Genomic DNA, 22,312 nt, shown 5'->3' with positions numbered 1-22,312 from the left:
GCCAGCGCGGCCGACACCCTCCTCAACCCTCATTCGTTCGTATTTGAGTGCAGATGCCCAGACCTGAGCGTACCGCAGCCATTCTCGTCGCAGCCGGACGCGGGCTTCGCGCTGGCGCCGGAGGACCCAAGCAATATCGCGAGATCGGTGGGCAGACGGTGATCTTCCGCGCCATGCAAGCGTTCAGCCGGCATCCAGACATCTTCGCCGTGCAGCCGGTGGTGAATCCCGATGACGCCGCCATCTTCAACGAAGCCGTCGCAGGGCTGCGCCATCAACCTCCCACCAGTGGCGGAGCCACCCGTCAGGCCTCGGTGCATGCTGGACTCGAGGCGCTGGCTGCAGACAAGCCCGACATCGTCCTGATCCACGATGCCGCGCGTCCCTTTGTGACCTCCGCGGTAATTTCGCGTGCGATCGATGCCGCCGGTCGGACGGGCGCTGCTATTCCGACAATTCCCGTCACCGATACGATCAAGCAGGTCGGTGATGCCGGTCACGTCGAGGCGACGCCCGAACGTGCAAGGCTGCGAATCGCGCAAACGCCGCAGGCGTTTCGCTTCGATGTCATTCTCGATGCCCATCGCCGCGCCGCGCGCGACGGCCGCAGCGATTTCACCGACGATGCGGCGCTCGCGGAATGGGCGGGATTGACGGTGGCGACCTTTGAAGGCGATCCTGCAAACATGAAACTGACGACGCCTGAAGATTTCATTCGTGAGGAAGCCCGGCTCGCCGCCCAGCTCGGCGACATCAGGACCGGCACCGGCTACGACGTGCACGCCTTCGGCGACGGTGATCATCTGATGCTCTGCGGCGTACGGGTGCCGCACGTCAGAGGCTTTCTCGCCCATTCCGACGGCGACGTCGGCCTGCACGCCCTGGTCGACGCCATCCTCGGCGCGCTGGCCGACGGCGATATCGGCTCGCACTTTCCGCCGAGTGATCCGCAGTGGAAGGGTGCGGCGTCCGACAAATTCCTCAAATATGCCGTCGATCGCGTCACCGCGCGGGGCGGACGGATCGCCAATCTCGAAGTCACGATGATTTGCGAGCGCCCGAAGATCGGGCCGCTGCGCGATGTCATGCGCGCCCGCATCGCCGAGATCACCGGGCTCAACATTTCCCGCGTTGCGGTGAAAGCGACGACCAGCGAACGGCTTGGCTTTACCGGCCGCGAGGAAGGCATCGCGGCAACTGCGAGCGCCACCATCCGTCTCCCCTGGGGCGAGTAATATGAGCGGCAGCGACGCCCGCGCCCTCGCCCGCTCGCTGCTTGATTTGTGCCGAATGCGCAAGCTGACGATCGCGACGGCGGAGTCCTGCACGGGTGGCCTGGTCGCCGGCGCCCTCACCGACATCCCCGGTTCGTCGGATGTGATCGACCGTGGCTTCATCACCTATTCCAACGAAGCCAAGCGCGCGATGCTCGGCGTCAAGGCCTCAACACTCTCGACCTTTGGTGCGGTCAGCAAGGAAACTGCGACCGCGATGGCGGTCGGCGCGCTGGAAAAGGCCGGCGTCGATCTTGCAGTATCGATTACCGGCATCGCTGGCCCCGGCGGGGCCACGCCGGGCAAGCCGGTCGGCCTCGTGCATTTCGCGGTTGCGTCGCGCGACGGCAAGATCCTGCATCGCGAATTCCGTTTCGGTGCGATCGGCCGCACCACTGTGCGCCAGCGCTCGGTGGTGGAAGCGCTGCGCATGCTGATGGAGCTGGCACGCGGACCGCAGCCGCCGGTCAAGCCGCGACGCGAAACGATGAGCCGGCTACGCCCACGGGTGGCCCGTACGCCGCGGCGCAGCGCCGTTAAACGGCGCCGGCCGACGCGGCCATAAACCAGCATCAAACCGCCGCGGCCAAAGCCTTAGCGCGCGTTTCGCTCAGCGAGCTCACCGGCGTCAACGCCTCTGGGCTGATCGAAAGCTCGATGATGGCCGGAAGTCCGCTTGCCACGGCTTCGTCGAACGCACGCGCGAAATCTTCGGTGCGCTCGACATATGCTCGAACCCGCCACAGGCGCGAGCCAGTGCGGCAAAGTCGGGGTTGGCCAGATCGGTGCCGGAGACACGGCCCGGATAGGTCCGCTCCTGGTGCATCCGGATGGTGCCGTACATGCCGTTGTTGCAGACGATCACAATCAGCGGCAGCCGGTTTTCGACCGCGGCCATGAACTCCAACCCGGTCATCTGGAAGCAGCCGTCACCGGCGAACGCGATCACGGTTCGCTCGGGATGCTTGAGCTTGGCGGCAACGGCTGCGGGCAACCCATAGCCCATCGATCCCGAGGTCGGCGCGAGTTCGGTACGAAATTGCCGATAACGCCAGAAACGGTGCACCCAGACGGCATAATTGCCGGCGCCGTTGCAGATGATGGTGTCATGCGGCAAGCGATCGCTCAAACCGCGCACGATCTGCGAGAGCTGCACGTCGCCGGGCGAGCGGGTCGGCTCCGTAAAGGCGAGATAGTCGGCATGCGCCGCCTTGACATAGTCGGCGCGCGATTGATGCTTCGGCTCCAGCCGCTTGATGGCGGCTGCAAAGGCCGCACTGCTCGCGACCACGCCGAGCGTCGGCGAATAGACGCGGCCGATCTCTTCCGGATCGGGATAGATGTGAACCAGCGGCTGCTTCGGTTTCGGAATATCGAACAGTGTGTAGCCGGATGTGGTGGCCTCCCCCAGCCTCGCGCCAAGCGCGATCACCAGATCGCTGGTGCGGATCCGGTCGGCGATTTTTGCGTCGAGACCGATGCCGACATGGCCGCCATAGGTAGGATGCAGATTGTCGAAATAGTCCTGGCATCGGAACGAGACGCCGACTGGAACCTCATGCGCAGCGGCAAACGTTTCGAGATCGCGGCGGGCCTGATCGCTCCATCCGCCGCCGCCGACGATCAGGAACGGCCGCTTCGCCTCCGACAGCAGCGCATGGAATTGCCGCAACGCGCCGTCATCGGGCGCGACCGGAATCGGATTGTAGGGCGGCGCATCCGCCACCTCCGCGGTGTCGGTGAGCATGTCCTCGGGCAGCGCCAGCACGACCGGGCCGGGACGGCCCGAGGTCGCGGTGAAGAAGGCGCGCGAAATGAACTCGGGAATCCGCCGCGCATCGTCGATCTGGGCGACCCATTTCGCCATCGGTCCGAACATCTGGCGATAATCGATTTCCTGAAACGCCTCGCGCTCCATCATGTCGCGTCCGACCTGGCCAAGCAGCAGGATCAGCGGCGTCGAGTCCTGGAACGCGACATGGACACCGGAGGACGCGTTAGTAGCGCCGGGGCCGCGGGTGGCGAACACGATCCCGGGCCGTCCCGTCAGCTTGCCATAGGCCTCCGCCATCATGGCGGCGCCGCCCTCCTGCCGCGCGTTGATGAACCGCACGCGTTGGCTCTGATACATGCCGTCGAGGGCAGCCAGGAAGCTTTCGCCGGGCACGCCGAACACGGTATCGGCGCCGTGCAAGGCCAGTTGCTCGATGAGAATATGGCCACCGGTTCGAAGATTTGCTTCCATCGCCCTGTCCTTCCGTGTCGGGGATTACGGATTTGCGACCGGCTTAAAGACTGGCATCGGCACCAGCAACCGGTTTCCTGCGAAATCAGATATGCGGTTGGGCATTTTCCCTATTGTTGGTCTTTCGGCCGCACCCGTGCGTCCACGCCAGTTACGGCCTCGTAAGCCTTGATGACGGCTGTGCAGGACTCGCCGTCGTGCCCGAGCAGCGCCGCCTGCCGGTAGGTCTGGTGCACGGCCTCAGCCATGAACCCGGGCAGACCCGCCTCCTCCAGCCAGCGCGCGTAGTAGCGGACGTCCTTGCGGGCGTTCGCCAGCGACATCAGCGGGGTGAAGTCGCCATCGAGCGTGGCCTGGCCGTAAAGATCGAGCATGCCGCTCTTGCCACCGGCCGCCGAGATGATGCGGATGAGTTGCGAGAGGTCGAGCCCATCCTTGGCCGCGAGCGCAAACCCCTCGCACCACGCCGCCACATTGGCGAAAGCGATATAGTTGTGAATGAGCTTGAGGCGGATCGCGTGCCCCAACGGACCGATGTGGAAGATGTTTTCGGCATAGAGCTCAAAATAGGGCCTGAGGTCGTCAAGCAGGTCGCGCTCGCCGCCGAACAGCACGTTGACCTTGCCGATGTCGGCGTGTTTCGGGGTTCGCGTCATCGGTGCTTCGGCATACCGACCGCCGGCTGCCCGCACCATGCGGTCGAGCTTTGCCACCATCTGCGGGCTGCCGGTGGTGTGATCCACGATGATGAATCCCGGCGCCGGACTGGCGAGCAGCCCATCGCTGCAAGTCATCAACGCCTCGACATCCTCGGCCTCGTTGACGCAAATCATGACGATGCGGCAATTGTCGCGAATTTCCTGAAGACCGCTGGCAGCGGTCGCGCCGAACGATTTGGCAACGGCCATTGCCGCCGGGTTGAGATCATAGGCGGTGACCGCCACGCCCTTGGCAACGAGGTTCTTGACCAAGCCTCGTCCCATTCCACCGAGGCCGATAAAGCCAACGCGTTCGAATGTCGTCATTTCAACCGTTCCGTTGTTGTTTCCTGGAATCTTTCCAAGAGCGCCGAGTTGCGGAGCTAGCTTCGGGTCCCGGCGGCGGGCTTCCCGTAGATCACGTCCGCCCGCTTTTCGAACGCGGCGGCAAAACGCTGGAAGGCCGTATCGAACATCGTCCCCATCAGCATCGCCAGCATCCGGCTCTTGAATTCGTAGGACAGGAAGAACCCGACGTCGCAGTCGGTTTCGGATTTCGGTTCGAACGTCCAGCGGTTTTCCAGATTGCTGAAAGGGCCCTTCAGGTATTCGACCATGATCTTCAGGTTCGGCCGATCCAGCGTCACCCGGCTGGTGAAGGACTCCCGTACCAGCTTGAACGATACAGTCATGTCAGCGACGACGACTTCAGTGCCGTCAGCTTTTCTGCGTACGCTGCCGTATCTTCAGCGATTGGCACAACGGCACGAACTCCGGATAGCGCTCGACATCGGCGACCAGATCGAACATGTGCGACGCGGTATGATGAACGCGGCGCTTGCTGGAAAAGCGAGGCATCAGTGAATACTCGCCGGGCTCTGCTTGAACGCGATTTTCTTCAAGTAATCATTTGCCTGCGCCCGATCGGTAAAGCAGACAAGCGATTGATCGGCGCGCAGTCCCTGAAAATACTCCAAAAGTTTCGGCCGCTGTTGCCGGCGATAGGTCCAGACGTAGTGAAGGAACTCGAAGTCGATTCTCTCCGGACAGCCCTCGGCCATTTCCGGGCGAACACGGCCGTAGCTGCTGGCGATTCGCTTCATGATGCCGAACATGCAGGTCCTGCGCGGCAAGTCGAACCAGATGACGGTGTCGCTGACCTCGCGGCGCAATTCGCCGGCGCCGTGCCTGGTGTAATTGCCATCGATAACCCATTGCGGCTGAAGCGCAACCTCGGCCACGCGCTGTTCGAACTCGGCATTGTCGGAAGTCACCCAGCCGGGCCTCCAGTACAACGCATCCAGCGAAAAGAAGGGAATGCCTGTTATATCCGACAGCCGCCTGGCAAATGTCGATTTGCCGGACCCCGACGATCCCATGACAAGAACGCGTTGCATTGGTTCAATCCAAGGCTAGCGGGCTCGTGCGACACGGGCCGCTTGGAGCTTGGCAAAATCCTCACCCGCATGATGCGACGAGCGGGTCAGCGGACTGGCCGACACCATCAGAAAACCCTTGGTATAGGCGACCTTCTCGTAGCCCCCGAATTCGTCCGGCGTCACGTAGCGCATGACGGCGTGGTGCTTGCGGGTCGGCTGCAGATACTGCCCGATGGTCAGGAAATCGACGTCCGCCGAACGCAGATCGTCCATCACCTGCAGCACTTCATGGCGCTCCTCTCCGAGGCCAACCATGATGCCTGATTTGGTGAAGATCGTGGGATCGATCTCCTTGACCCGCTGCAGGAGCCGGATCGAATGGAAATAGCGCGCGCCCGGGCGTACCGTGAGATAACGCGCCGGCACGGTTTCCAGATTGTGGTTGAATACGTCGGGCTTGGCTGCCGCGACCACCTTCCAGCGCGCCTTCCTTGCGCAGGAAGTCGGGGGTGAGGATTTCGATGGTCGTGGTCGGGCAGCGCGCGCGAATGGCGCGAATCGTCTGCGCAAAGTGCTCGGCGCCGCCGTCGGCGAGGTCGTCGCGATCGACCGAGGTCACCACGACGTGGGTCAGCCCGAGCTTGAAGGTCGCTTCCGCGACATGCTCCGGCTCATTGGCGTCGAGCGCGCCGGGCATGCCGGTCTTGACGTTGCAGAACGCGCAGGCCCGCGTGCAAGTATCCCCCATGATCATGAAGGTGGCGTGCTTCTTGTCCCAGCACTCGCCGATATTCGGGCAGCCGGCCTCCTCGCACACCGTGACGAGGCCGTTCTCCTTGACGATCTTTCGCGTGTCGGCATAGCCGCGGGTGTTCGGCGCGCGTACCCGGATCCAGTCCGGCTTCGGCGGCGACAGCGCATCCGGCCGGTTCACCTTTTCGGGGTGACGCGGGCGAACCTGGTTCAGGGAAACGGTATCGACGAGGACGACCATGTTAAGTCCGGAAATTGCGAGAACATCTAGCTAATCCGTGTTGCAGATGGCTGCAACTCTGTTGCGGAAAACTGCAACCCAGCCCGCGGAAGGCCCACAGGCCAGCCTCGCGAAACCTGGCAGATCGTGCAAGATAATGACCAATTTCACCTGTTCCGCGAACGATTCTCACCTGAAAATGGTTCAAAACTCCAAGCCTGCCGGCGCCGCCGCCCTCCAGCTCGGCAAGCCGCTGAAACGCTCGTTTTTCGACCGCAGCGTGCACGAGGTCGCGCCCGACCTGATCGGGGCGACGCTCCTGGTCGACGGCGTCGGCGGCACCATCGTCGAGGTCGAGGCCTATCACCATCTGGACCCGGCCGCGCATTCGTTTCGCGGACCGACGCCGCGCAACCGCGTGATGTTCGGACCGCCGGGTTTTGCCTATGTTTATCGCTCCTATGGCATCCACTGGTGCGTAAATTTCGTCTGCGAAGAGGAAGGTTCGGCCAGCGCCGTCCTGATCCGCGCGCTGCAGCCGACTCATGGCATACCCGCGATGCGCCGCCGCCGCGGCCAGCAGGATGAGCGCGCGTTGTGTTCGGGGCCCGGCAAGCTCTGCGAGGCGCTCGGGATCACGATCAAGCATAATGAACTGCCGCTCGACAGGTCGCCAATTGCGCTGCATGCGCGCATGGGCAGCCTCGACGTTGCCGCCGGCGTGCGGATCGGCATCACCAAAGCGATCGATCTGCCATGGCGCTACGGATTGAAGGGGTCGAGGTTTTTGAGCAAGCCGTTTTGACAATGCGGTTTCTCGTTTAGCCGTCATTGCGAGCCAACGGTTCGCGCGAATGCGCGCCCGATGACAGGCTTCGCGAAGCAATCCATCGCGCCACGCATGAGGTGAAAATGGATTGCTTCGCTGCGCTCGCAATGACGTGGAGATAGCGACGCAACACCTCGATTGTCATACCCCGCGCATGCGGGGAATCCAGTACGTTGCGGCTTATCGGTTCAGTCACGACTATCTCTGGGATACTGGGTCACCCGCCGGAGCCTGTCATCGGGCGCGCATTCGCGCGACCCGTTGGCGGGTGACGACGATTGAATGTGCGTCTGCATTCTCGCGACATGAATTGCCCGAGGTTTTCCTGAAACTTCCCGCCCTGTCCGATGAGAGGGCGCAGGGAATGCCGGGTGCTTTGCTGCACCCGCGGTCTCGTGTGCAAATGCACTTAAGAAGTGCGCACACGAGCATACAGGTACAGCCGGAGCAGCCCGGCATTCCCTGCGCGATGGGTTGACGGCTTATGCCGAGCTCTCCCTGGAGACGAATTCCTTTTGCCTCCATCACCGACAGATTGGCGGTTCATCGAACCCGGTCGGTTTCGAAGAACCTCCGCCAGCTTGACACCAGCCACGGGCGCCAGGACCACACGGTTTTGCCGTACGCAGCTTCCTCTGCCAGAGACTTCGACCAGCCAAGTGCGTGCCAGCCAAAGTACCGACGGAGGCGTTTAAGCGCCGTACGTCCTGCGCGCTGTGTTCGCTCACGGATAACCGCCCTGCGACCGCATCCACGCGCCCGACGCTGCCGCGTCCACCGCAACCCGCCCCAACGTCAGTGACGATGGCCAACGCCCCTCTCTCGGGACGGGATGGCGGGAGTTTTACCGGTGATTTGGGTCTGGCGCGAAGCGGAATATTTTTGATTCCAGGGCTTGACCCGATTTCGGAAAATCCGAAGTGATTTGCCCCATCGGATGATATGGGCGTTGACCGGGCGGCCGTCGCGCGGATCGAGGACTATGCGTTCCATCAGCGCCATGCCCATCATCAACAATCGCAACATCGACTCAATCCCGTCACGACACGCCCACGTTGAACACGTAAGTGTGGCCTGCTGTTTCGCTTTGCGCGAGTGAAGTGCTCACAAATTGTGCTGCCTCGGACGCGCGGAACACGCAAAGTGGTGAATTTGCGCAAACGAAGGCGCCACCAAACAGCAGAAACTTCAAAAGAAAGGGAGCTGTACGATGGCCGGCGTGTTTCCTGTTCAAGGATTTGGATTCCTCTCCAACTACAATGGCGCATTCGTCGCTGGATCCGCGCTCACCGCCATGCAGGCGATCGCGGGCACGAATGCCAATTCGATCGAGCTGGCTCCGCGGCTCTTTATGCAAGCCAGGACGTCGAATGACGTCGTCGCCGATCCCAACAAGACCGAGAGCGACGCCAATATTCTGCAGGCCATTGCAAATGCACAGGCGCTCGGCCTTTCGGTCACGCTGAAGCCCATGGTCTCGGCCCTCGACGGCTCGCTTGCATACGTGCTCAATCCGAGCGATCCCGCCGCATTCTTTGCTTCCTACAAGAACCACATGGTTCGTATGGCTGAAATCGCCGAACAAGCAGGCGTCAGCATGCTTGTGATCGGCAATGAGCTGGGCAAGCTCTCCGGCCCTGAATACCGAAATTATTGGGTCGACCTCATCGATTCCGTGCGCGCCGTGTTCCACGGCGAGATCACCTATGCGGCCGCAACCGATGAAGCCATCAATGTCAGCTTTTGGGACAAGGTCGATGTCATCGGAATCAATGCTTATCCGCCGCTAACGACAAAAACGGACCCGACCGTCGAGGAGATGGTCAATGCGTGGAACACCATGTCTACCGACGACTACTGGGCGAAGGTGATGAACCACATGTCGCCGGTCGATTTCTTCCATTCCCTTGCCTTGCAGTACGACAAGCAGGTGTTCTTCACCGAAACCGGCTACCGCAGTGTCGACGGAACCAATATCAGCCCGGGCGGCTGGGCCGAGAGCACGACGCAAGATGTCCAGGAGCAATACGATGCCTTCAACGCCTTCTTTCAGGTCTGGGGATCGGAAGGCGGAAGCTGGTTCAGGGGCGCGTCGATCTGGAACTGGGATACGAATAACAAGTATTCGCCGATCGGCTATTCACCCTCAGGCAAGCCTGCGCAGGGGTTGATTACCGAATGGTACGGAGGTCAGCACCAGCCGCCCGGCCAAACCCTAACGGGCTCTCCCTCCGCCGATTTGATGGATATCGGCGGCGGCAATGACGTGCTGTCGGGCGGGGTCGGCAACGACACGATCAAGGCCGGCGGCGGCGATGACACCATTACCGGCGGCCCCGATACAATTCCGAAACTCACGGAGACATCGGTCACGGTGACGGGCTACAGCTCCGTCGTCGACGGCGTCGGCGCCAAAATGCAGCTCCTGATCAACGGGCAGCAGATCGGCAGCACGGTTGAATTCCACGGCGCGACCGATCCATCGGGTTTCCAGACCTTCACATTCACATTCGCCAACCCGGCTACCCTCTCCAGTCTCGATCTCGCCTTCATCAACGACATCGCCAACGCCAATGGCGACCGCAACCTTTATATCAAGGACATCACCGTCAACGGCGAGCACCTTGCCGTGTCGGAAGGCGTCAATCCGAGTTCGCCGGGGACGTGGAACCTCTACCAGAACAAGTCCATCCACTACGACATGACCGGCCGCCAGGACCTGTTCTTCGGTTCGTCGACGGATAATGACAATCTGGAAGGAGGCCTAGGCAAGGACGTGATCAACGGCGGCGCCGCGACAGACATGATCCAGGGTGGCGTGGGCAATGACACCCTCAACGGCGGCCCCGGCGCTGATGTGATTCACGGCGGGGCGGACGACGACATGATCAACAGCGGTGCCGGCATCACCACGGCGACCGATCAGCTTTATGGCGACGACGGCAACGACATCATCAAAGCCAGCACCGGCGATACTGGCGCCCTGCTCGACGGCGGCAGCGGCAAAGACCAGCTCTATGGTAGCTGGGTAGCCAATGTCCTCAATGGCGGTGACGGCAATGATTATCTCTCCGGCGGCGGCGGACTGGATACGATGCACGGCAACGCCGGCGACGACCAGTTCAAGGGCGGCCCGGCGGCAACCCAAATGTCCGGAGACGACGGCAACGACAGCTTGCAGGGCGGCACGGGCAGCGAGTTCCTGTACGGCGGCAGCGGCAACGATCGGCTGATCGGCGGTGGCGGAAACGATTATCTAGCCGGCGGCGCCGGCAACGATACGTTCGTGTTCGCCCCCGGCTTCGGCAAGGATACCGTTGCCGACTTCCAGAACACCGACGGCGTGCAGGATATCATTCAGTTCGACAAGACCGTGTTTGCCGATTTCAGCGCGCTCCAATCGCACACGGCCGAATTTGGCACCAGCGTCGTGATCACGGTCGATGCCAACAATACGATCGAGATTCAGAACAAGACAATGAGCCAACTCCAGGCCGGCGATTTTCTGTTCGTGTGACAGGGACAGCCGCTCGGGTGCCGCCGACAATACATCAAGCAGCTAGACCGCACGGTGGCAGACGGCCTCAACTTTATTGCCGTCGGGATCGCGCAGGAATGCGGCGTAATAGGCGGCATGGTAATGACGCAGGCCGGGTGGCCCGTCATCGGTGCCGCCGGCGGCGATACCCGCGCGCCAGAACGCGTCGACCTCGCTTCGCGTTTTTGCCTTGAAGCACCAGTGCCGGCTGGAAGCCTCGTCCGGCTTCGCGCCCCTGTAGATCGCGATGTACACGCGATCCGGATGCTCGGCGTCGGCCCGTTCGCCATAGCCGAGCCAGCGGTCGCTGCGGCCGACCTTGACGACGCCTAGCGCCTGCGTGATCGCGTCGTAGAAGCGCTCGGCGGCGGCGAGATCGGAAACCGTGATGGAGACGTGGTCCAGCATCGATCAGTTCCTCGATGATGACTAAGACTATGTCAGCCGTCATTGCGAGCGAAGCGAAGCAATCCATCGCGCCGCATAACGGATAGATGGATTGCTTCGTCGCTTCGCTCCTCGCAATGACGGGGATAATTCCGCGCCTGGCGTGCGTCAGGACGCCAGCTTCAACCGCTCCAGCGCTTCCTGCAGCTTTGCCTTGCGCGCGACCGCCGCCTCGCGCTTTTCCTTTTCCTCCTCGACGATCTCTTCAGGCGCGTTGGCCACGAATTTCTCGTTGCCGAGCTTGGCGTCGACGCGCTTGATGTCGGCGTCGGCCTTGATGATTTCCTTGTCGAGCCGGGCCTTTTCGGCCGACAGATCGATCACGCCCTTCAGCGGCAGCGCCACGACCTCGCCGCGCACGAGCAACTGAACGGCGCCTTCCGGCGGGCGGTCGGCAAACGTGATCTCGGCCAGCCGCGCCAACCGCTTGACGATGTCGTTCCAGCGCTGCGCCCGCTCCTTTGTCTCCTCGGACGCACCCGACAGCACCACCGGGATCAATGTGGCCGGCGGGATGTTCATTTCCGAGCGTACCGAACGGATGGCGGTGACGAGATCGACCACCCAGCCGATTTCGGCCTCGGCGGCCGGATCGCTGAAATCGCCGGCATCGAGCGCGACCATGGCCGGTGCAATCACTGGATCGCCGGGGCCTGCCATCGCCATCGCGGCGATCTGCTCGGCGGTAACCGAACTGACCTTGCGCGGCCATTCGGCCAACACCAGCAGGCCGTCGCGCTTGGCCGTAACCGCCCACAGCTCCTCGGTGATGAAGGGCATGAACGGGTGCAGCAATTTGAGGATCTCGTCGCGCGCCCAGGCGATCATGGCGCGGGTCTCGGCCTTGGCCGCGCCCTCCTCGCCCATCAGCACCGGCTTTGCGAGTTCGAGATACCAGTCGCAATAGACGTTCCAGACGAAACGATAGATCGCATTCGCCGCATCGTTGAAGCGATAGCCCTCGATCGCCTCGGTCACCTCACGCGTGGCGCGCGAGGTTTCATGCGCGATCCAGCGGTTCAGCGTCTCCCTAACATTCACAGAATCGAAGCCGTCCGGCTTCTCACAGCCGTTCATCTCGGCAAAGCGGCAGGCGTTCCAGAGCTTGGTCGCGAAATTGCGATTGGTTTCGACGAGTTGCGGCGAGAGCTTGATGTCATGGCTATGCGCCGCTCCACGTGCCAACGCAAAGCGCAGCGCGTCCGCGCCAAAATCGTCGATGACGCCTAAGGGATCGATGACGTTGCCTTTCGACTTCGACATCTTCGCGCCCTTCTCGTCGCGAACCAGGCGGTGGATGTAGACGGTCGAGAACGGCGCATCCTTCATGAAGTGCAGGCCCATCATCATCATCCGGGCGACCCAGAAGAAGATGATGTCCCATCCGGTAACGAGCACGTTGGTGGGATAGTAGCGCTTCACTTCCGCCGTTTCGTCGGGCCAGCCGAGCGTCGAGAACGGCCACAGCCCTGATGAAAACCAGGTGTCGAGCACGTCCTCGTCGCGCGTGATGAACCCCTCGCGCTTGGCGGGGTCCAGCGCCATCTCGCGGCCCTGCCCCGGCGTAATGACTTCCTGCTCGACGTAATAGCCGAGTGCGTTGCCGACGGCTTCGTCTTCGGTCTCGGCGACGAACACCTTGCCGTCAGGACCGTACCAGGCCGGGATCTGGTGGCCCCACCAAAGCTGGCGCGAGATGCACCAGGGCTGGATGTTTTCCATCCATTCGAAATAGGTCCTTTCCCAGTTCTTCGGCACGAAGCTGGTCGCGCCCGAGCGCACGGCCGCGATCGCCGGCTGCGCCATTGTCTTGGCGTCGACATACCACTGGTCGGTCAGATAGGGTTCGATCACCACGCCGGAGCGGTCGCCATGCGGCACCATGTGCGTGTTCGGTTCGATCTTTTCCAGGAAGCCGAAATCTTCCAGCCGCGCCGCGATCTTCTTGCGCGCGGCAAAGCGATCGACATTGTGCAGCTCTTCCGCGAGCATCAGCGCGCCTTCCGGCAGGCTGCGCAGATAGTCCTCGTTGTCGACGAGCGCCATGCAGCCCTCGCGATCGAACACGTTGATCTGCGGCAGGCCGTGACGCTTGCCGACCTCGAAGTCGTTGAAGTCGTGCGCCGGCGTGATCTTGACCGCGCCTGAGCCCTTTTCGGGATCGGCGTAGTCGTCGCCGATGATGGGGATGCGGCGGCCGACCAGCGGCAGGATCACATGCTGCCCGATCAGATGCCCGATCCGCTCGTTCTCCGGATGCACGGCAACCGCGGTGTCGCCCAGCATCGTTTCGGGACGCGTGGTCGCGACCACGATGAAGGTCGCGGGATCGTCGGGGCTAAATGTCTTGCCCTCGATCGGATAGCGCAGATACCAGAGACTTCCCTTGACCTCGACCTGCTGCACCTCGAGATCGGAGATCGCGGTGAGCAGTTTCGGGTCCCAGTTCACCAGCCGCTTGTCTTTGTAGATCAGCCCTTCGCGGTGCAGCTCGACAAACACTTTCACGACCGCGCGCGACAGCCCCTCGTCCATCGTAAAACGTTCGCGCGACCAGTCGCAGGAGGCGCCGAGGCGCTTCAACTGATTGACGATGGTGTCGCCGCTCTCCGCCTTCCACTGCCAGACCCGCTCGAGGAATTTGGCGCGGCCGAGGTCGCGGCGGCCCGGCTCCTGCCGTTCCATCAATTGCCGCTCGACCACCATCTGGGTCGCGATGCCGGCATGGTCGGTGCCCGGCTGCCACAGCACGTCGCGGCCGCGCATGCGCTCGAAGCGGCACAGAATGTCCTGCAGCGTATTGTTCAGCGCGTGGCCCATATGCAGCGAGCCCGTCACGTTCGGTGGCGGGATCACGATCGTGAACGGCGCGGCGTCCTTGCGCTCAGGACGGCCGGCCTTAAACGCGCCGCTCTCCTCCCAGATCCGGGACATGCGGCTTTCGATATCGGCGGGCTGGTAGTTTTTCTCGATCATGGCACTGCAATTGGGGATGTAGAGGCGTTCTCGAGCAAATCCGTCGCCGGTCCGCTCATAGAATGTGAATCAAATCAACGTGGTAGCGCCCGGTTCTGATGGGATAGGCGCCGAGCCGCCCCTAGAAAGCCGCCACAGCGCCTCAAGTCAACCTGACAACTTACGTCCGGGGGCAGCGGGGAGCCGCGGTAACGCCGGTTTGAATGTCCGGATGGGCCCCGATCGCCGCCGCCGACGCTGCCTTGAGGCAGCTTCGATGTAGCCTTGTAGTCTTGATGTAATCTTGGGACTAGCGCCCGCGCGAAACCCGCTCGATTTCGGCCTTGACGATCCGCTCCACCAATCCCGGCAGATTATCATCGAGCCAGGACTTGAGCATCGGCCGCAGCATTTCCTTGACCAGATCTTCCAGCGTCCGCGCATTATTGCTCAGCACGGTATTGGCCAGCGAATTGAAGGCAGATCTGACCGCGGAGACGGTCGAGCGCGACAAGATCGGCTGCTGCGGTGCTTCGAACGGCGGTGGCTCGTGGGCTGGCTGCCGCCCCTGTGGGACTCGCTGAACTCGATGTCGTCCTCCGGCTCGATCTTGTTGAAGGAGGCTTTCGGCGGCGCCGGATCCGGCAGCGCCATCTCGTCGGTGAGTTCGAACACGTCGGCTTCCGGCTGCGGCGCCGGCCTGATATCGGCCTCGGGCGTTGCCGCATCGAGGCTCGCCAGCATCGCGTCGATGTCGTCCTGGCTGTTGCTGGCGACCGGTTCAGGCGCGGGTGCGGGCGGCGGCGGGGCCGGCGCGGGCTTCGGAGCAGCCGGCTTGGGGGCAATGGCTGACGGCGGGATGTCCTTCATCACCGGTTTCGGCGGCGGCGCCGCGGCCTCCGGCTTGGCAGCGGCAGGCTTTGCCTCGTCGTCGGCAATGATGCGACGGATCGACGCCAGAATCTCCTCCATCGAGGGCTCTTGGACCTTTGCAGGTTGCGTCATCTCCGACTCCACATCGAAACCATTTTACACCAAAGCCAAGAGGGAATTGCCGGTTCCGGAAATGCAGGCCGGGATTTTCACCGCACAAGCCTGACTTGTCCCCAGATCAAGCCCGCCCGCGGCATCGCGCGGGAGGGTCTGCTCCCCTCAAAAACACAACCCGACGCGCGTCGATGAGATGCAAAGACGCGGCGCGAATCGCTCAGCTCGCCCCGGAAACGGTACGTCATGGCCACAAATGATTGCAAGCAAAGCGCCCGGCGCTTCAGGCACCGGGCGACAATATTCGTCCCGCCTGCGCGGGAATATGTGCAGGTATCAGCGGCCGTCGGGTGTCCGAACGCCGGCCCAGCTATCACGCACCTGATGATAGTGCACGCTCGGGTCATAAACCGTCGTGGGCAGGTTGAGCACCTGCGGCGACAGCCGCCCGATCGTGTTCAGCACCGAGTATGATGCAACCACGCGGTCATGCTGCGCAGTGACGAGCGCGACGCGCGCATTCACCAGCGCCTGCTGGGCATTCAGCACGTCAAGCGTGGTGCGCTGTCCGGCCTTGGCTTCCTCGCGCACGCCGTTCAGCGCGATTTCCGACGCCTGCACCTGCGCCTGCGCGGAGGCGACTTGCGCCTTGCCGGCGACGAGCTGTCCCCATGCCGTGACCACGTTGGCGCGGGTCTGGTCGCGAGTCTGATCGAGCACGAGACGTTGTTGCGCCGCCGTTTCCTTGGACTGGCGGATCAGCGAATATTCCGCGCCGCCCTGATAGATCGGCACCGAGAGCTGCGTAGTCACGGATGCGCCGAACGTGCGGTACTGGATCAGGCTCTGCTCATAGGCCTGCTGCACCGAGGCCTGCAGCGTGACCGTCGGCAACAGCGCGCCTTCGGCAACCTTGACCTGGAGGTAGCTGACGTCGATGCCGAACATCGCCGCGGTAACGTTCGGATTTTGGATCAGGCCGAGTTCGACGGCGGCCGGCAGTGTCGCGGGCAGGAAACGGTCGACTGGCGAGCCCGGCGCAAGATTTTGCGGCTCGTTTCCGATGATGCGGCGGAAGTTCGAGCGCGTCGTCGTCAGATTGGCTTCGGCGGTCAGGAGCTGCGTCTTGCCGGCGGCGAGTTGCGCCTCCGACTGCGCCACGTCGGTCCGCGTGACTTCGCCGACATTGAAGCGGTCGCGCGTCTGTTTCAGCGTCTGCTCCAGCACGCGAACGTTGCTCTTCTGCACCTCGACGATCGCGGAATCGCGCAGATAGTCCATGTAGATCGTAGCGGCACTGAGCAACACGGTCTGCTCGAGCGCCCGCAGCGCTTCGCGTGCGCCGGAAACCTGGCCTTCCGCCGCTCTGGTCCTGTTCGCGGTCTGCTGGCCGTTGAAGAGCGTCTGCGTGACGGTCCCGCCGATGCTGCGCGGCGAATTGGCGCCGACAATAGGGGTTCTCACGATATTGTCGGGGGTGCCGCCCTGCGTGCTCAGCGTATCCGTATATTGGACGCCCGCGCTCGCGGTGACCGCAACCCTTGGACGATAGCCCGACAGCGCCTGCGGCACGTTCTCGTCGGTGACCCGCACCTGCGCGCGCTGCGCGTTGAGCTGCGGATTGTTCTGATAGGCGCGCACCAGCGCTGCCTCAATTGTGTCGGCTAAGACGGGCGTCGGGCCCATGCACACTAATAGAAGGGCCGAAGCCGCGGCCCCGGCAAATGCCTTCACCCCACGCATCCCAAGCAATCCAATCATTTTTGAACGCCCGGCCCATGAACATGATCGCACACGATCATTAACCGAACGTCGCTTCACTTGAAGTGAGTCCCGGCTCACCTTATTCCGCACGTAGGCGGGACGGAACACCCCCGCAAGCAAACCCCGTCGAAACTCTTCACGTGGGGCAATCGGGCCACACTTCTGATTTCGAAGAGGATTTAGCCGGCCGCGGCGGGCGATTATTGGGCGTGGGAAGGGCTGAAAGGCTAGAAAACGAAGGCCGGAACAAGTTCCATGCCGGGCAGCACCGGGGCAGCGGCATCGAACAGCGTCCGGTGACCGAAATCGCCGTGCGAACAGGTCACCATGGTGGCCCGCGCCGGCTGCGACTTCGCAAAAACGCCCACCAATCGGCCACCATCCTGCAATTGCCCGTAGAGCCGTTCCGGCACGATCTCGGTTGCGCCGTTCAGCACGATGACATCCCAAGGTCCGTTCGCCGGGTCTCCATCGGCCGGCGCCGCGGTCTGAACCGTCACGTTTCCACAGCCATTGGCGGCCAGAATAGCCCGTGCCCTCGCCGCCAGCGCCGAGTCGCTCTCCGTCGCGGTCACATGGGTAGCGAATCGGGCGATCACGGCGGCGGCGTAGCCGGTGGCGCAGCCGACCACGAGGACGCGATCGGTCGCCCTGATCTCGGCCGCCTGCAGCATCTTCGCCAGCACTGCCGGCTTGATCAGAAAGCGCTTGGCCGAGCCCCCTTCGCTGACATCGAGATCGAGGTCGAGATAGGCCAGCGCCTGCTTGCTTTCGGGAACGAAGGCCTCGCGCGGCACCGCCAGCATGGCATCGAGAATGCGGATATCGGTCACGTCGCTCGGACGCACCTGACCATCGACCATTTTCTGGCGCGGGGTCGCAAAACCGGACATAGGCGAAGACCCTGAAAGCATGCGGCGTTGCCGCCGGGGAGCTGAACCGGGCCATCTTTGGTACAAGCTCCGGCAAAACGCAACATGCGGGCACCTGTTGCGAGCCCGCCGCCGGGGAGCCGCTGCTCTCGCCTACTCTATCGGGACGGCTAACCGGGCGATCAGCCGCGCCACCTCATCCAGATGTTCGTTGTCATGTTCTTCGACGGCTCGCGCGAGCCGAAGCAGGCATTCGTCGTCGCTCATGGCGGGCAGGCATTCGTCGTCGCTCATGGCAGGAATGTCGCTCGGAACGATCGGAGGTGCCGCACGTGTCAGTTCGGTCACATTGGCTGGCATTGAATCAGCTCCCGTGAAATCCGGCACCACCGAGGCTCCGGGCAGATTGAGTCGAATTGGTGGCCCGGTCCAAGGCCCGTATAGATCCCGTATAGATGACGCAATTGCCCTGCGCCCGGTTCCGTCCGCCGTCTGCCCGGAGGAGGAAAGCGGCGACAAACCGTTGTAGTGCGGGGACTTTCCGGCCCTGCTTCAAGCAAATGCGCAACCTGTGATTTGGTCCTTTGCAAGCCCGAAAGGCTTTGTTATACGCTGCCCGCTCGCGAACCTTTGTTTCGCCTATTCCTCGGTAGCTCAGCGGTAGAGCATTCGACTGTTAATCGAATGGTCGCTGGTTCGAATCCAGCCCGGGGAGCCAGCGGCTTATTTTCCGTATCCGCCGCCGTCCGCCTCCATCCCAAATACCCGACGGCCAAAGTCCGGCGCAGGTGGCGTTTGCGGCCTGCCGTCTCGGTCACGCAGCGGAACCATGATCCAGATCAAGATGGGCGCTCGACAGCCGCCCAAGGAATTCGCACAGTAAGTTGCTCAACCCGCTTTCTGGGCTGGACGCTTCGCGGCTGGGTCGCCGCGCTTGTGTGCGGTCGGCGACCGCGATCCCAGCCCCGCCGCCGCTTGCTGTTCGGTGATCTGGAGCATGTCACCAATGAAACGCTGCCTCGCTGCTTTCGCAATTGCCGCCAGCTTGTTCGCACCAGTTGCGCACGCCAACGATGCCTTGGAAGCCAAGGTGCGGGCCTACGTTCCGGTCGTCTCCCTCGCCAAAGTATGTGATTTCAGGATCAATGACGCCACCTCGAGTGACCACCGCGCCATGCTCGAAGCGGTGAAATCCGACCCGAGCGCCAACAAACTCGCCTACCGCGTCCATTACGAAACGCAGACGGCCTACATCAAGGCCCGCGATGGAGGTCAACGGGTCGCCTTCTGCAAGGACTTCATCGCAGCCAACAGCCAATACGCCAAGGCGCGCTTCACCGCCGTGGTCGAGGACCACATGAGCGACGTCAGCACTAGTGTGCAGAAAGCGATTGCCCACAACGTCTGCGGTGCGCCCCCCGCCAAGCTGTCCAAGGCCGACTGGAAACCGTACGCGCAAATTAAAAAGATGCTTCAGAGCGAGCATAAGGTGGCCAAGGAAAACGCCGAGACGAACGGCTGGAACGTCACCGAGGAAACCACGGCGGTCACGGAACAGTTCTGCGCGGCGGTAAAAATCCGATGAGCATCACCGCCGCCAAAGTCCGAGCCCCGCTGATGCGTCTTTGCGCGGCCCCGGTGGTCCCGGGGACGCGCAATCCAGTGCCTGCTGCCGATGTCCCCGCGCAACCTGGGCGATGATGATCCTCGGCTTCGGCGGCGTCGGCTTCATGGCCTATCGCCGCAAGCGGGGCAGAAATGCGCTCGCTGCTGCCTGATCTCACGCGCTGAAGACAACGCGAAAGCCGCCTTTTGATCCGGACGGCTTTGTGTTTGTCGACATTCGCGGCCGCCCTACCTTGCCGCAATCGCAGCGATGAACAGGGCGCAAGCCACCGTGGATGAGACCGTCCGCACATGGTTCCACCACGTCCAGTCCGTCAAATAGCGCGCCCACAGCGAGGCGGCCTCCTGGCTTGCAGGATCAGCCGCGGCAAGCGCGTTATTCAGGGGCACGTTGAAGACCATCGTCACCACGAACATGCCGAGCACATAGAGCACGCCGCCGGCCAGCATCGCCATCGCGCCGGGTTCACTCCAGCGCAACAGCGCGGTCACCGCCAGCGCCGCACTCGCCGCCGTCGTTCCCAGGAAAATCGGCATGAACAGCGACTGCACGATCGTGACGTTGATTGCGTTCATCGCCGCGATGCCGGAGGCCTGTCCGATCCGGCCGAACGCCGTCATGATGAAGGTCGAGAACGCGAAGTAGAGGCCGGCGAGCAGACCGCAGCCGATGGCGCAAAACCACAGCAGACCGGCGATCAACATCTGCAGCATGATCATGCCCTCCAGACACCGGTTGCGGCGGTTCGGCGGGCATAATCGGAAAAGTCCCGCGCCGGACGCCCGAGCGCCTGCTCGACGCCGTGGGCGACACCCGAATTGCGCCCGTCGAGCAGGACGGTGAACAGTTCCAACATCAGTTCGATGACGTCCTCCGGCATATGGGGCCGCATGCCGGCCGCAAAATCTTCCGCCGCGATCTGCCGGTATCGGACCGGCCGGCCGGCGGCACCGGCGATCTCGGCGGCCGCTTGCGCGAACGTCAGCGCGCGCGGTCCCGTCACCTCGTAGACCTTGCCGGCATGGCGCCGATCGGTCAGCGCCGCGACCACGACTTCGGCGATATCGTCGGCATCGACAAACGGTTCGGGCACGGCGCCGGCCGGCAACGCGATTTCGCCGGCGAGCACGCCTTCGAGCAGATGACCCTCGGAAAAATTCTGATCGAACCAGCTTGCGCGTACGATGGTCCAGGGAACGCCGGATTGCTGCAGCGCCGCCTCCGCCCGCTGCGCGCCCGGCTCGCCCCGCCCCGACAGCAAGACAACGCGCTCGAGCCCATTGTCGCGCGCCAGCCGGCCCACTTCCGCGATCGCATCAGCGGCACCTTCGACCGCAAGGTCCGGCTGGTAGGTGACATAGGCCATCGATACGCCGGCAAACGCGGCCGGCCACGTCTCGGGCCGGGTCCAGTCGAACGGGACTGGTGTCGAACGCGACACCGGCCGCGTCGGGATGCCGCGCGCCTGCAGCAGCGCATCGACCCGCGCGCCGGTCTTGCCTGCGCCACCGACGATCAGGATCGGGAGTTCTGACATGGATCACTCCTTTCGGAACATAATACGAGGATATCTCGTATTTGCTGAACCCGATAAACTCTCGTATTGGTAAACGTCAAGTCGCTTTTATGTGAGAGGACCAATGGCGAGGCGAAAAGCCGGACAGAAGGTGGCCGCAACGGCTGCGCCCGTGTTGGCGCGGCTGGTCCCGACCCAGCAGCGCAGCCGCGAGCGGTTCGAGAAAATCCTGCAATGCGCGGCAGAGCTGATGGCCGAGAAAGGCAGCGAAGCCTTCCGCATGAGCGACGTCGTCGAACGCAGCGGCGTGCCGTTCGGCTCGCTCTATCAATACTTTCCGGACAAGACCGCGATCATCGGCACGCTCGCGGAACGCTACAACGCGATCGGCCGCGATTGCGTGCGGCGCGATCTCGCCGTGGTCAAGACTACCCGGGATCTGCACCCTGCCCTGTGCCGCATTACCGACAGCTACTATCGGATGTTCATGGAAGTGCCGCTCATGCGCGACATCTGGCAAGCGACGCAGGCCGACCGGGCGCTGCAAAAGCTTGACGAGGAGGACGGCGTCTATCTCGCCGGGCTGCTCGGCGACACATTGCGGCGGATCGCACCCGATGTATCAGCAACTGCGCTGGCCTCGTTTTCCCAACTGATGATGACGCTGATCGCGGCGACTGTCCGTCATGCCATCACGCAGGACACAAAGGAAGCCGCCCGCATCCTCACCTTGTTCAAGCGAATGCTGCCGAAGAATCTGGCGGCGCTGGAGACCTGAGAACGTCGGCGCGGGAATGCCGTGTGGCCGCCCCTACCGCTCGAACACCGCAGCACAAGCCGCGCTCAGGCTCGCCTTCTGCCGGCGCAGGCATGCGGTGATCGCACGCGCGTTCGGGATCTCGCCGGCACAGAGCCGGTAGACGTCAGGCGTGCAGGCCCTGCGCTGTTCGGGCGTGCCTTGCTGGGCACCGGCAGAGCCGCTCGCCATCAGCGTGAGCAGGAAACCGAGCGTCGAAGCCCGGCGAGAACGACAGAGAAGAGCCGCACCTCGCGCAAATCTTGCCTTCATGACCGCGTCTTCCTGGACCATGCCCCCGCCTTGGCAAGGCGGGCGTCATCCAAGCCGAATACGCGAGTTGATTTCTGCATAATGTGATTTTTCTCACACGCGCCGCGCGTGAGCGGACCTAGTGTTTGTGCGGAAGGTT

General features: G+C 62.9%; 17 protein-coding genes, 1 tRNA gene and 5 pseudogenes. 8 read left to right on the top strand and 15 right to left on the bottom strand.

Annotation, left to right across the window (positions count from 1 at the left end):
• The first annotated feature begins 53 nt into the window (after positions 1-53).
• Together ACFXS9_RS12230 and ACFXS9_RS12225 are read left to right on the top strand one after the other, a co-directional pair.
• Entirely contained in the window at positions 54-1,235 is a 1,182-nt protein-coding gene (locus tag ACFXS9_RS12230) for a bifunctional 2-C-methyl-D-erythritol 4-phosphate cytidylyltransferase/2-C-methyl-D-erythritol 2,4-cyclodiphosphate synthase (protein ID WP_392689104.1), read from the top strand.
• Position 1,236: 1 nt separating this feature from the next.
• Positions 1,237-1,839, top strand: a complete 603-nt coding sequence (locus tag ACFXS9_RS12225) for a CinA family protein (protein ID WP_392689101.1) — start codon at positions 1,237-1,239, stop codon at positions 1,837-1,839.
• Between the two features lie 7 nt (positions 1,840-1,846).
• Here ACFXS9_RS12225 and ACFXS9_RS12220 read toward each other — a convergent pair.
• The 5 genes and pseudogenes from ACFXS9_RS12220 to lipA form a co-directional block, all read right to left on the bottom strand.
• Positions 1,847-3,519: pseudogene (locus tag ACFXS9_RS12220) on the bottom strand (thiamine pyrophosphate-binding protein).
• Between the two features lie 110 nt (positions 3,520-3,629).
• Complete coding sequence (locus ACFXS9_RS12215) at positions 3,630-4,544, bottom strand: NAD(P)-dependent oxidoreductase (protein ID WP_392689099.1); 915 nt, start codon at positions 4,542-4,544, stop codon at positions 3,630-3,632.
• A 56-nt stretch (positions 4,545-4,600) separates the two neighbouring features.
• A pseudogene (locus tag ACFXS9_RS12210) lies at positions 4,601-5,075 on the bottom strand (type II toxin-antitoxin system RatA family toxin).
• Entirely contained in the window at positions 5,075-5,614 is a 540-nt protein-coding gene (locus ACFXS9_RS12205) for a DNA topology modulation protein (protein ID WP_392689096.1), read from the bottom strand. Before ACFXS9_RS12205 ends, ACFXS9_RS12210 begins: the two are co-directional and overlap by 1 nt.
• 15 nt (positions 5,615-5,629) lie before the next feature.
• Positions 5,630-6,590 (bottom strand): annotated as a pseudogene (gene lipA / locus ACFXS9_RS12200) (lipoyl synthase).
• Positions 6,591-6,768: 178 nt separating this feature from the next.
• Between lipA and ACFXS9_RS12195 the strand changes: the two are divergent.
• Positions 6,769-7,374 carry a DNA-3-methyladenine glycosylase gene (locus ACFXS9_RS12195; protein ID WP_392689093.1) on the top strand — a complete coding sequence of 202 codons (606 nt, stop codon included), beginning with the start codon at positions 6,769-6,771 and terminating at the stop codon, positions 7,372-7,374.
• Between the two features lie 819 nt (positions 7,375-8,193).
• Here the strand turns inward: ACFXS9_RS12195 and ACFXS9_RS12190 are convergent.
• Positions 8,194-8,424: a hypothetical protein gene (locus tag ACFXS9_RS12190; RefSeq protein ID WP_392689090.1), complete on the bottom strand. Its 231-nt coding sequence runs from the start codon at positions 8,422-8,424 to the stop codon at positions 8,194-8,196.
• 184 nt (positions 8,425-8,608) lie between these two features.
• Between ACFXS9_RS12190 and ACFXS9_RS12185 the strand changes: the two genes are divergently transcribed.
• Entirely contained in the window at positions 8,609-10,915 is a 2,307-nt protein-coding gene (locus ACFXS9_RS12185) for a glycoside hydrolase family 113 (protein ID WP_392689087.1), read from the top strand.
• Between the two features lie 42 nt (positions 10,916-10,957).
• On the opposite strand, the gene ACFXS9_RS12180 is transcribed toward ACFXS9_RS12185, so the two are convergent.
• The 6 genes and pseudogenes from ACFXS9_RS12180 to ACFXS9_RS12155 all read right to left on the bottom strand — a co-directional run bounded on the left by ACFXS9_RS12180 (position 10,958) and on the right by ACFXS9_RS12155 (position 18,321).
• Complete coding sequence (locus ACFXS9_RS12180) at positions 10,958-11,344, bottom strand: VOC family protein (protein ID WP_392689084.1); 387 nt, start codon at positions 11,342-11,344, stop codon at positions 10,958-10,960.
• A gap of 147 nt (positions 11,345-11,491) precedes the next feature.
• Complete coding sequence (locus tag ACFXS9_RS12175) at positions 11,492-14,359, bottom strand: valine--tRNA ligase (protein WP_392689081.1); 2,868 nt, start codon at positions 14,357-14,359, stop codon at positions 11,492-11,494.
• Positions 14,360-14,648: 289 nt separating this feature from the next.
• Positions 14,649-15,343, bottom strand: a pseudogene (locus ACFXS9_RS12170) (PopZ family protein).
• A gap of 318 nt (positions 15,344-15,661) precedes the next feature.
• Positions 15,662-17,068, bottom strand: coding sequence for a TolC family outer membrane protein (locus ACFXS9_RS12165; protein WP_392689078.1), 1,407 nt, complete (start codon positions 17,066-17,068; stop codon positions 15,662-15,664).
• 248 nt (positions 17,069-17,316) lie between these two features.
• Positions 17,317-17,982, bottom strand: coding sequence for a protein-L-isoaspartate O-methyltransferase (locus ACFXS9_RS12160; protein ID WP_392689075.1), 666 nt, complete (start codon positions 17,980-17,982; stop codon positions 17,317-17,319).
• A gap of 132 nt (positions 17,983-18,114) precedes the next feature.
• On the bottom strand, positions 18,115-18,321 hold the full coding sequence (locus ACFXS9_RS12155; RefSeq protein ID WP_392699744.1) for a hypothetical protein: 207 nt from the start codon (positions 18,319-18,321) through the stop codon (positions 18,115-18,117).
• 283 nt (positions 18,322-18,604) lie between these two features.
• On the opposite strand from ACFXS9_RS12155, the gene ACFXS9_RS12150 reads away from it, so the two are divergent.
• The 3 genes and pseudogenes from ACFXS9_RS12150 to ACFXS9_RS12140 all read left to right on the top strand — a co-directional run.
• A tRNA-Asn gene (locus ACFXS9_RS12150) sits at positions 18,605-18,679 on the top strand.
• Between the two features lie 288 nt (positions 18,680-18,967).
• A complete protein-coding gene (locus ACFXS9_RS12145; protein ID WP_392689072.1) occupies positions 18,968-19,546 on the top strand; it encodes a hypothetical protein in 579 nt (192 codons plus the stop codon).
• A 100-nt stretch (positions 19,547-19,646) separates the two neighbouring features.
• Positions 19,647-19,739: pseudogene (locus ACFXS9_RS12140) on the top strand (choice-of-anchor K domain-containing PEP-CTERM protein); the annotation flags it as partial.
• A gap of 76 nt (positions 19,740-19,815) precedes the next feature.
• Here the strand turns inward: ACFXS9_RS12140 and ACFXS9_RS12135 are convergent.
• Together ACFXS9_RS12135 and ACFXS9_RS12130 are read right to left on the bottom strand one after the other, a co-directional pair.
• Positions 19,816-20,301, bottom strand: a complete 486-nt coding sequence (locus ACFXS9_RS12135) for a DUF1772 domain-containing protein (protein WP_392689069.1) — start codon at positions 20,299-20,301, stop codon at positions 19,816-19,818.
• 2 nt (positions 20,302-20,303) lie between these two features.
• Positions 20,304-21,125, bottom strand: coding sequence for an NmrA family NAD(P)-binding protein (locus ACFXS9_RS12130; protein ID WP_392689066.1), 822 nt, complete (start codon positions 21,123-21,125; stop codon positions 20,304-20,306).
• Between the two features lie 103 nt (positions 21,126-21,228).
• On the opposite strand from ACFXS9_RS12130, the gene ACFXS9_RS12125 reads away from it, so the two are divergent.
• The gene (locus tag ACFXS9_RS12125; protein WP_392689063.1) at positions 21,229-21,882 is read left to right on the top strand and encodes a TetR family transcriptional regulator; all 654 of its coding nucleotides are present in this window, start codon (positions 21,229-21,231) and stop codon (positions 21,880-21,882) included.
• A 33-nt stretch (positions 21,883-21,915) separates the two neighbouring features.
• Here the strand turns inward: ACFXS9_RS12125 and ACFXS9_RS12120 are convergent, their stop codons facing one another.
• On the bottom strand, positions 21,916-22,173 hold the full coding sequence (locus tag ACFXS9_RS12120) for a hypothetical protein (protein ID WP_392699742.1): 258 nt from the start codon (positions 22,171-22,173) through the stop codon (positions 21,916-21,918).
• Between the last annotated feature and the right edge of the window lie 139 nt (positions 22,174-22,312).

The organism is Bradyrhizobium sp. RDI18 (assembly GCF_043203335.1).
Lineage (GTDB): Bacteria > Pseudomonadota > Alphaproteobacteria > Rhizobiales > Xanthobacteraceae > Bradyrhizobium > Bradyrhizobium retamae.
Note: the sequence above shows the minus strand (reverse complement) of the source record. Positions and strands in the feature narration are given on the sequence as shown.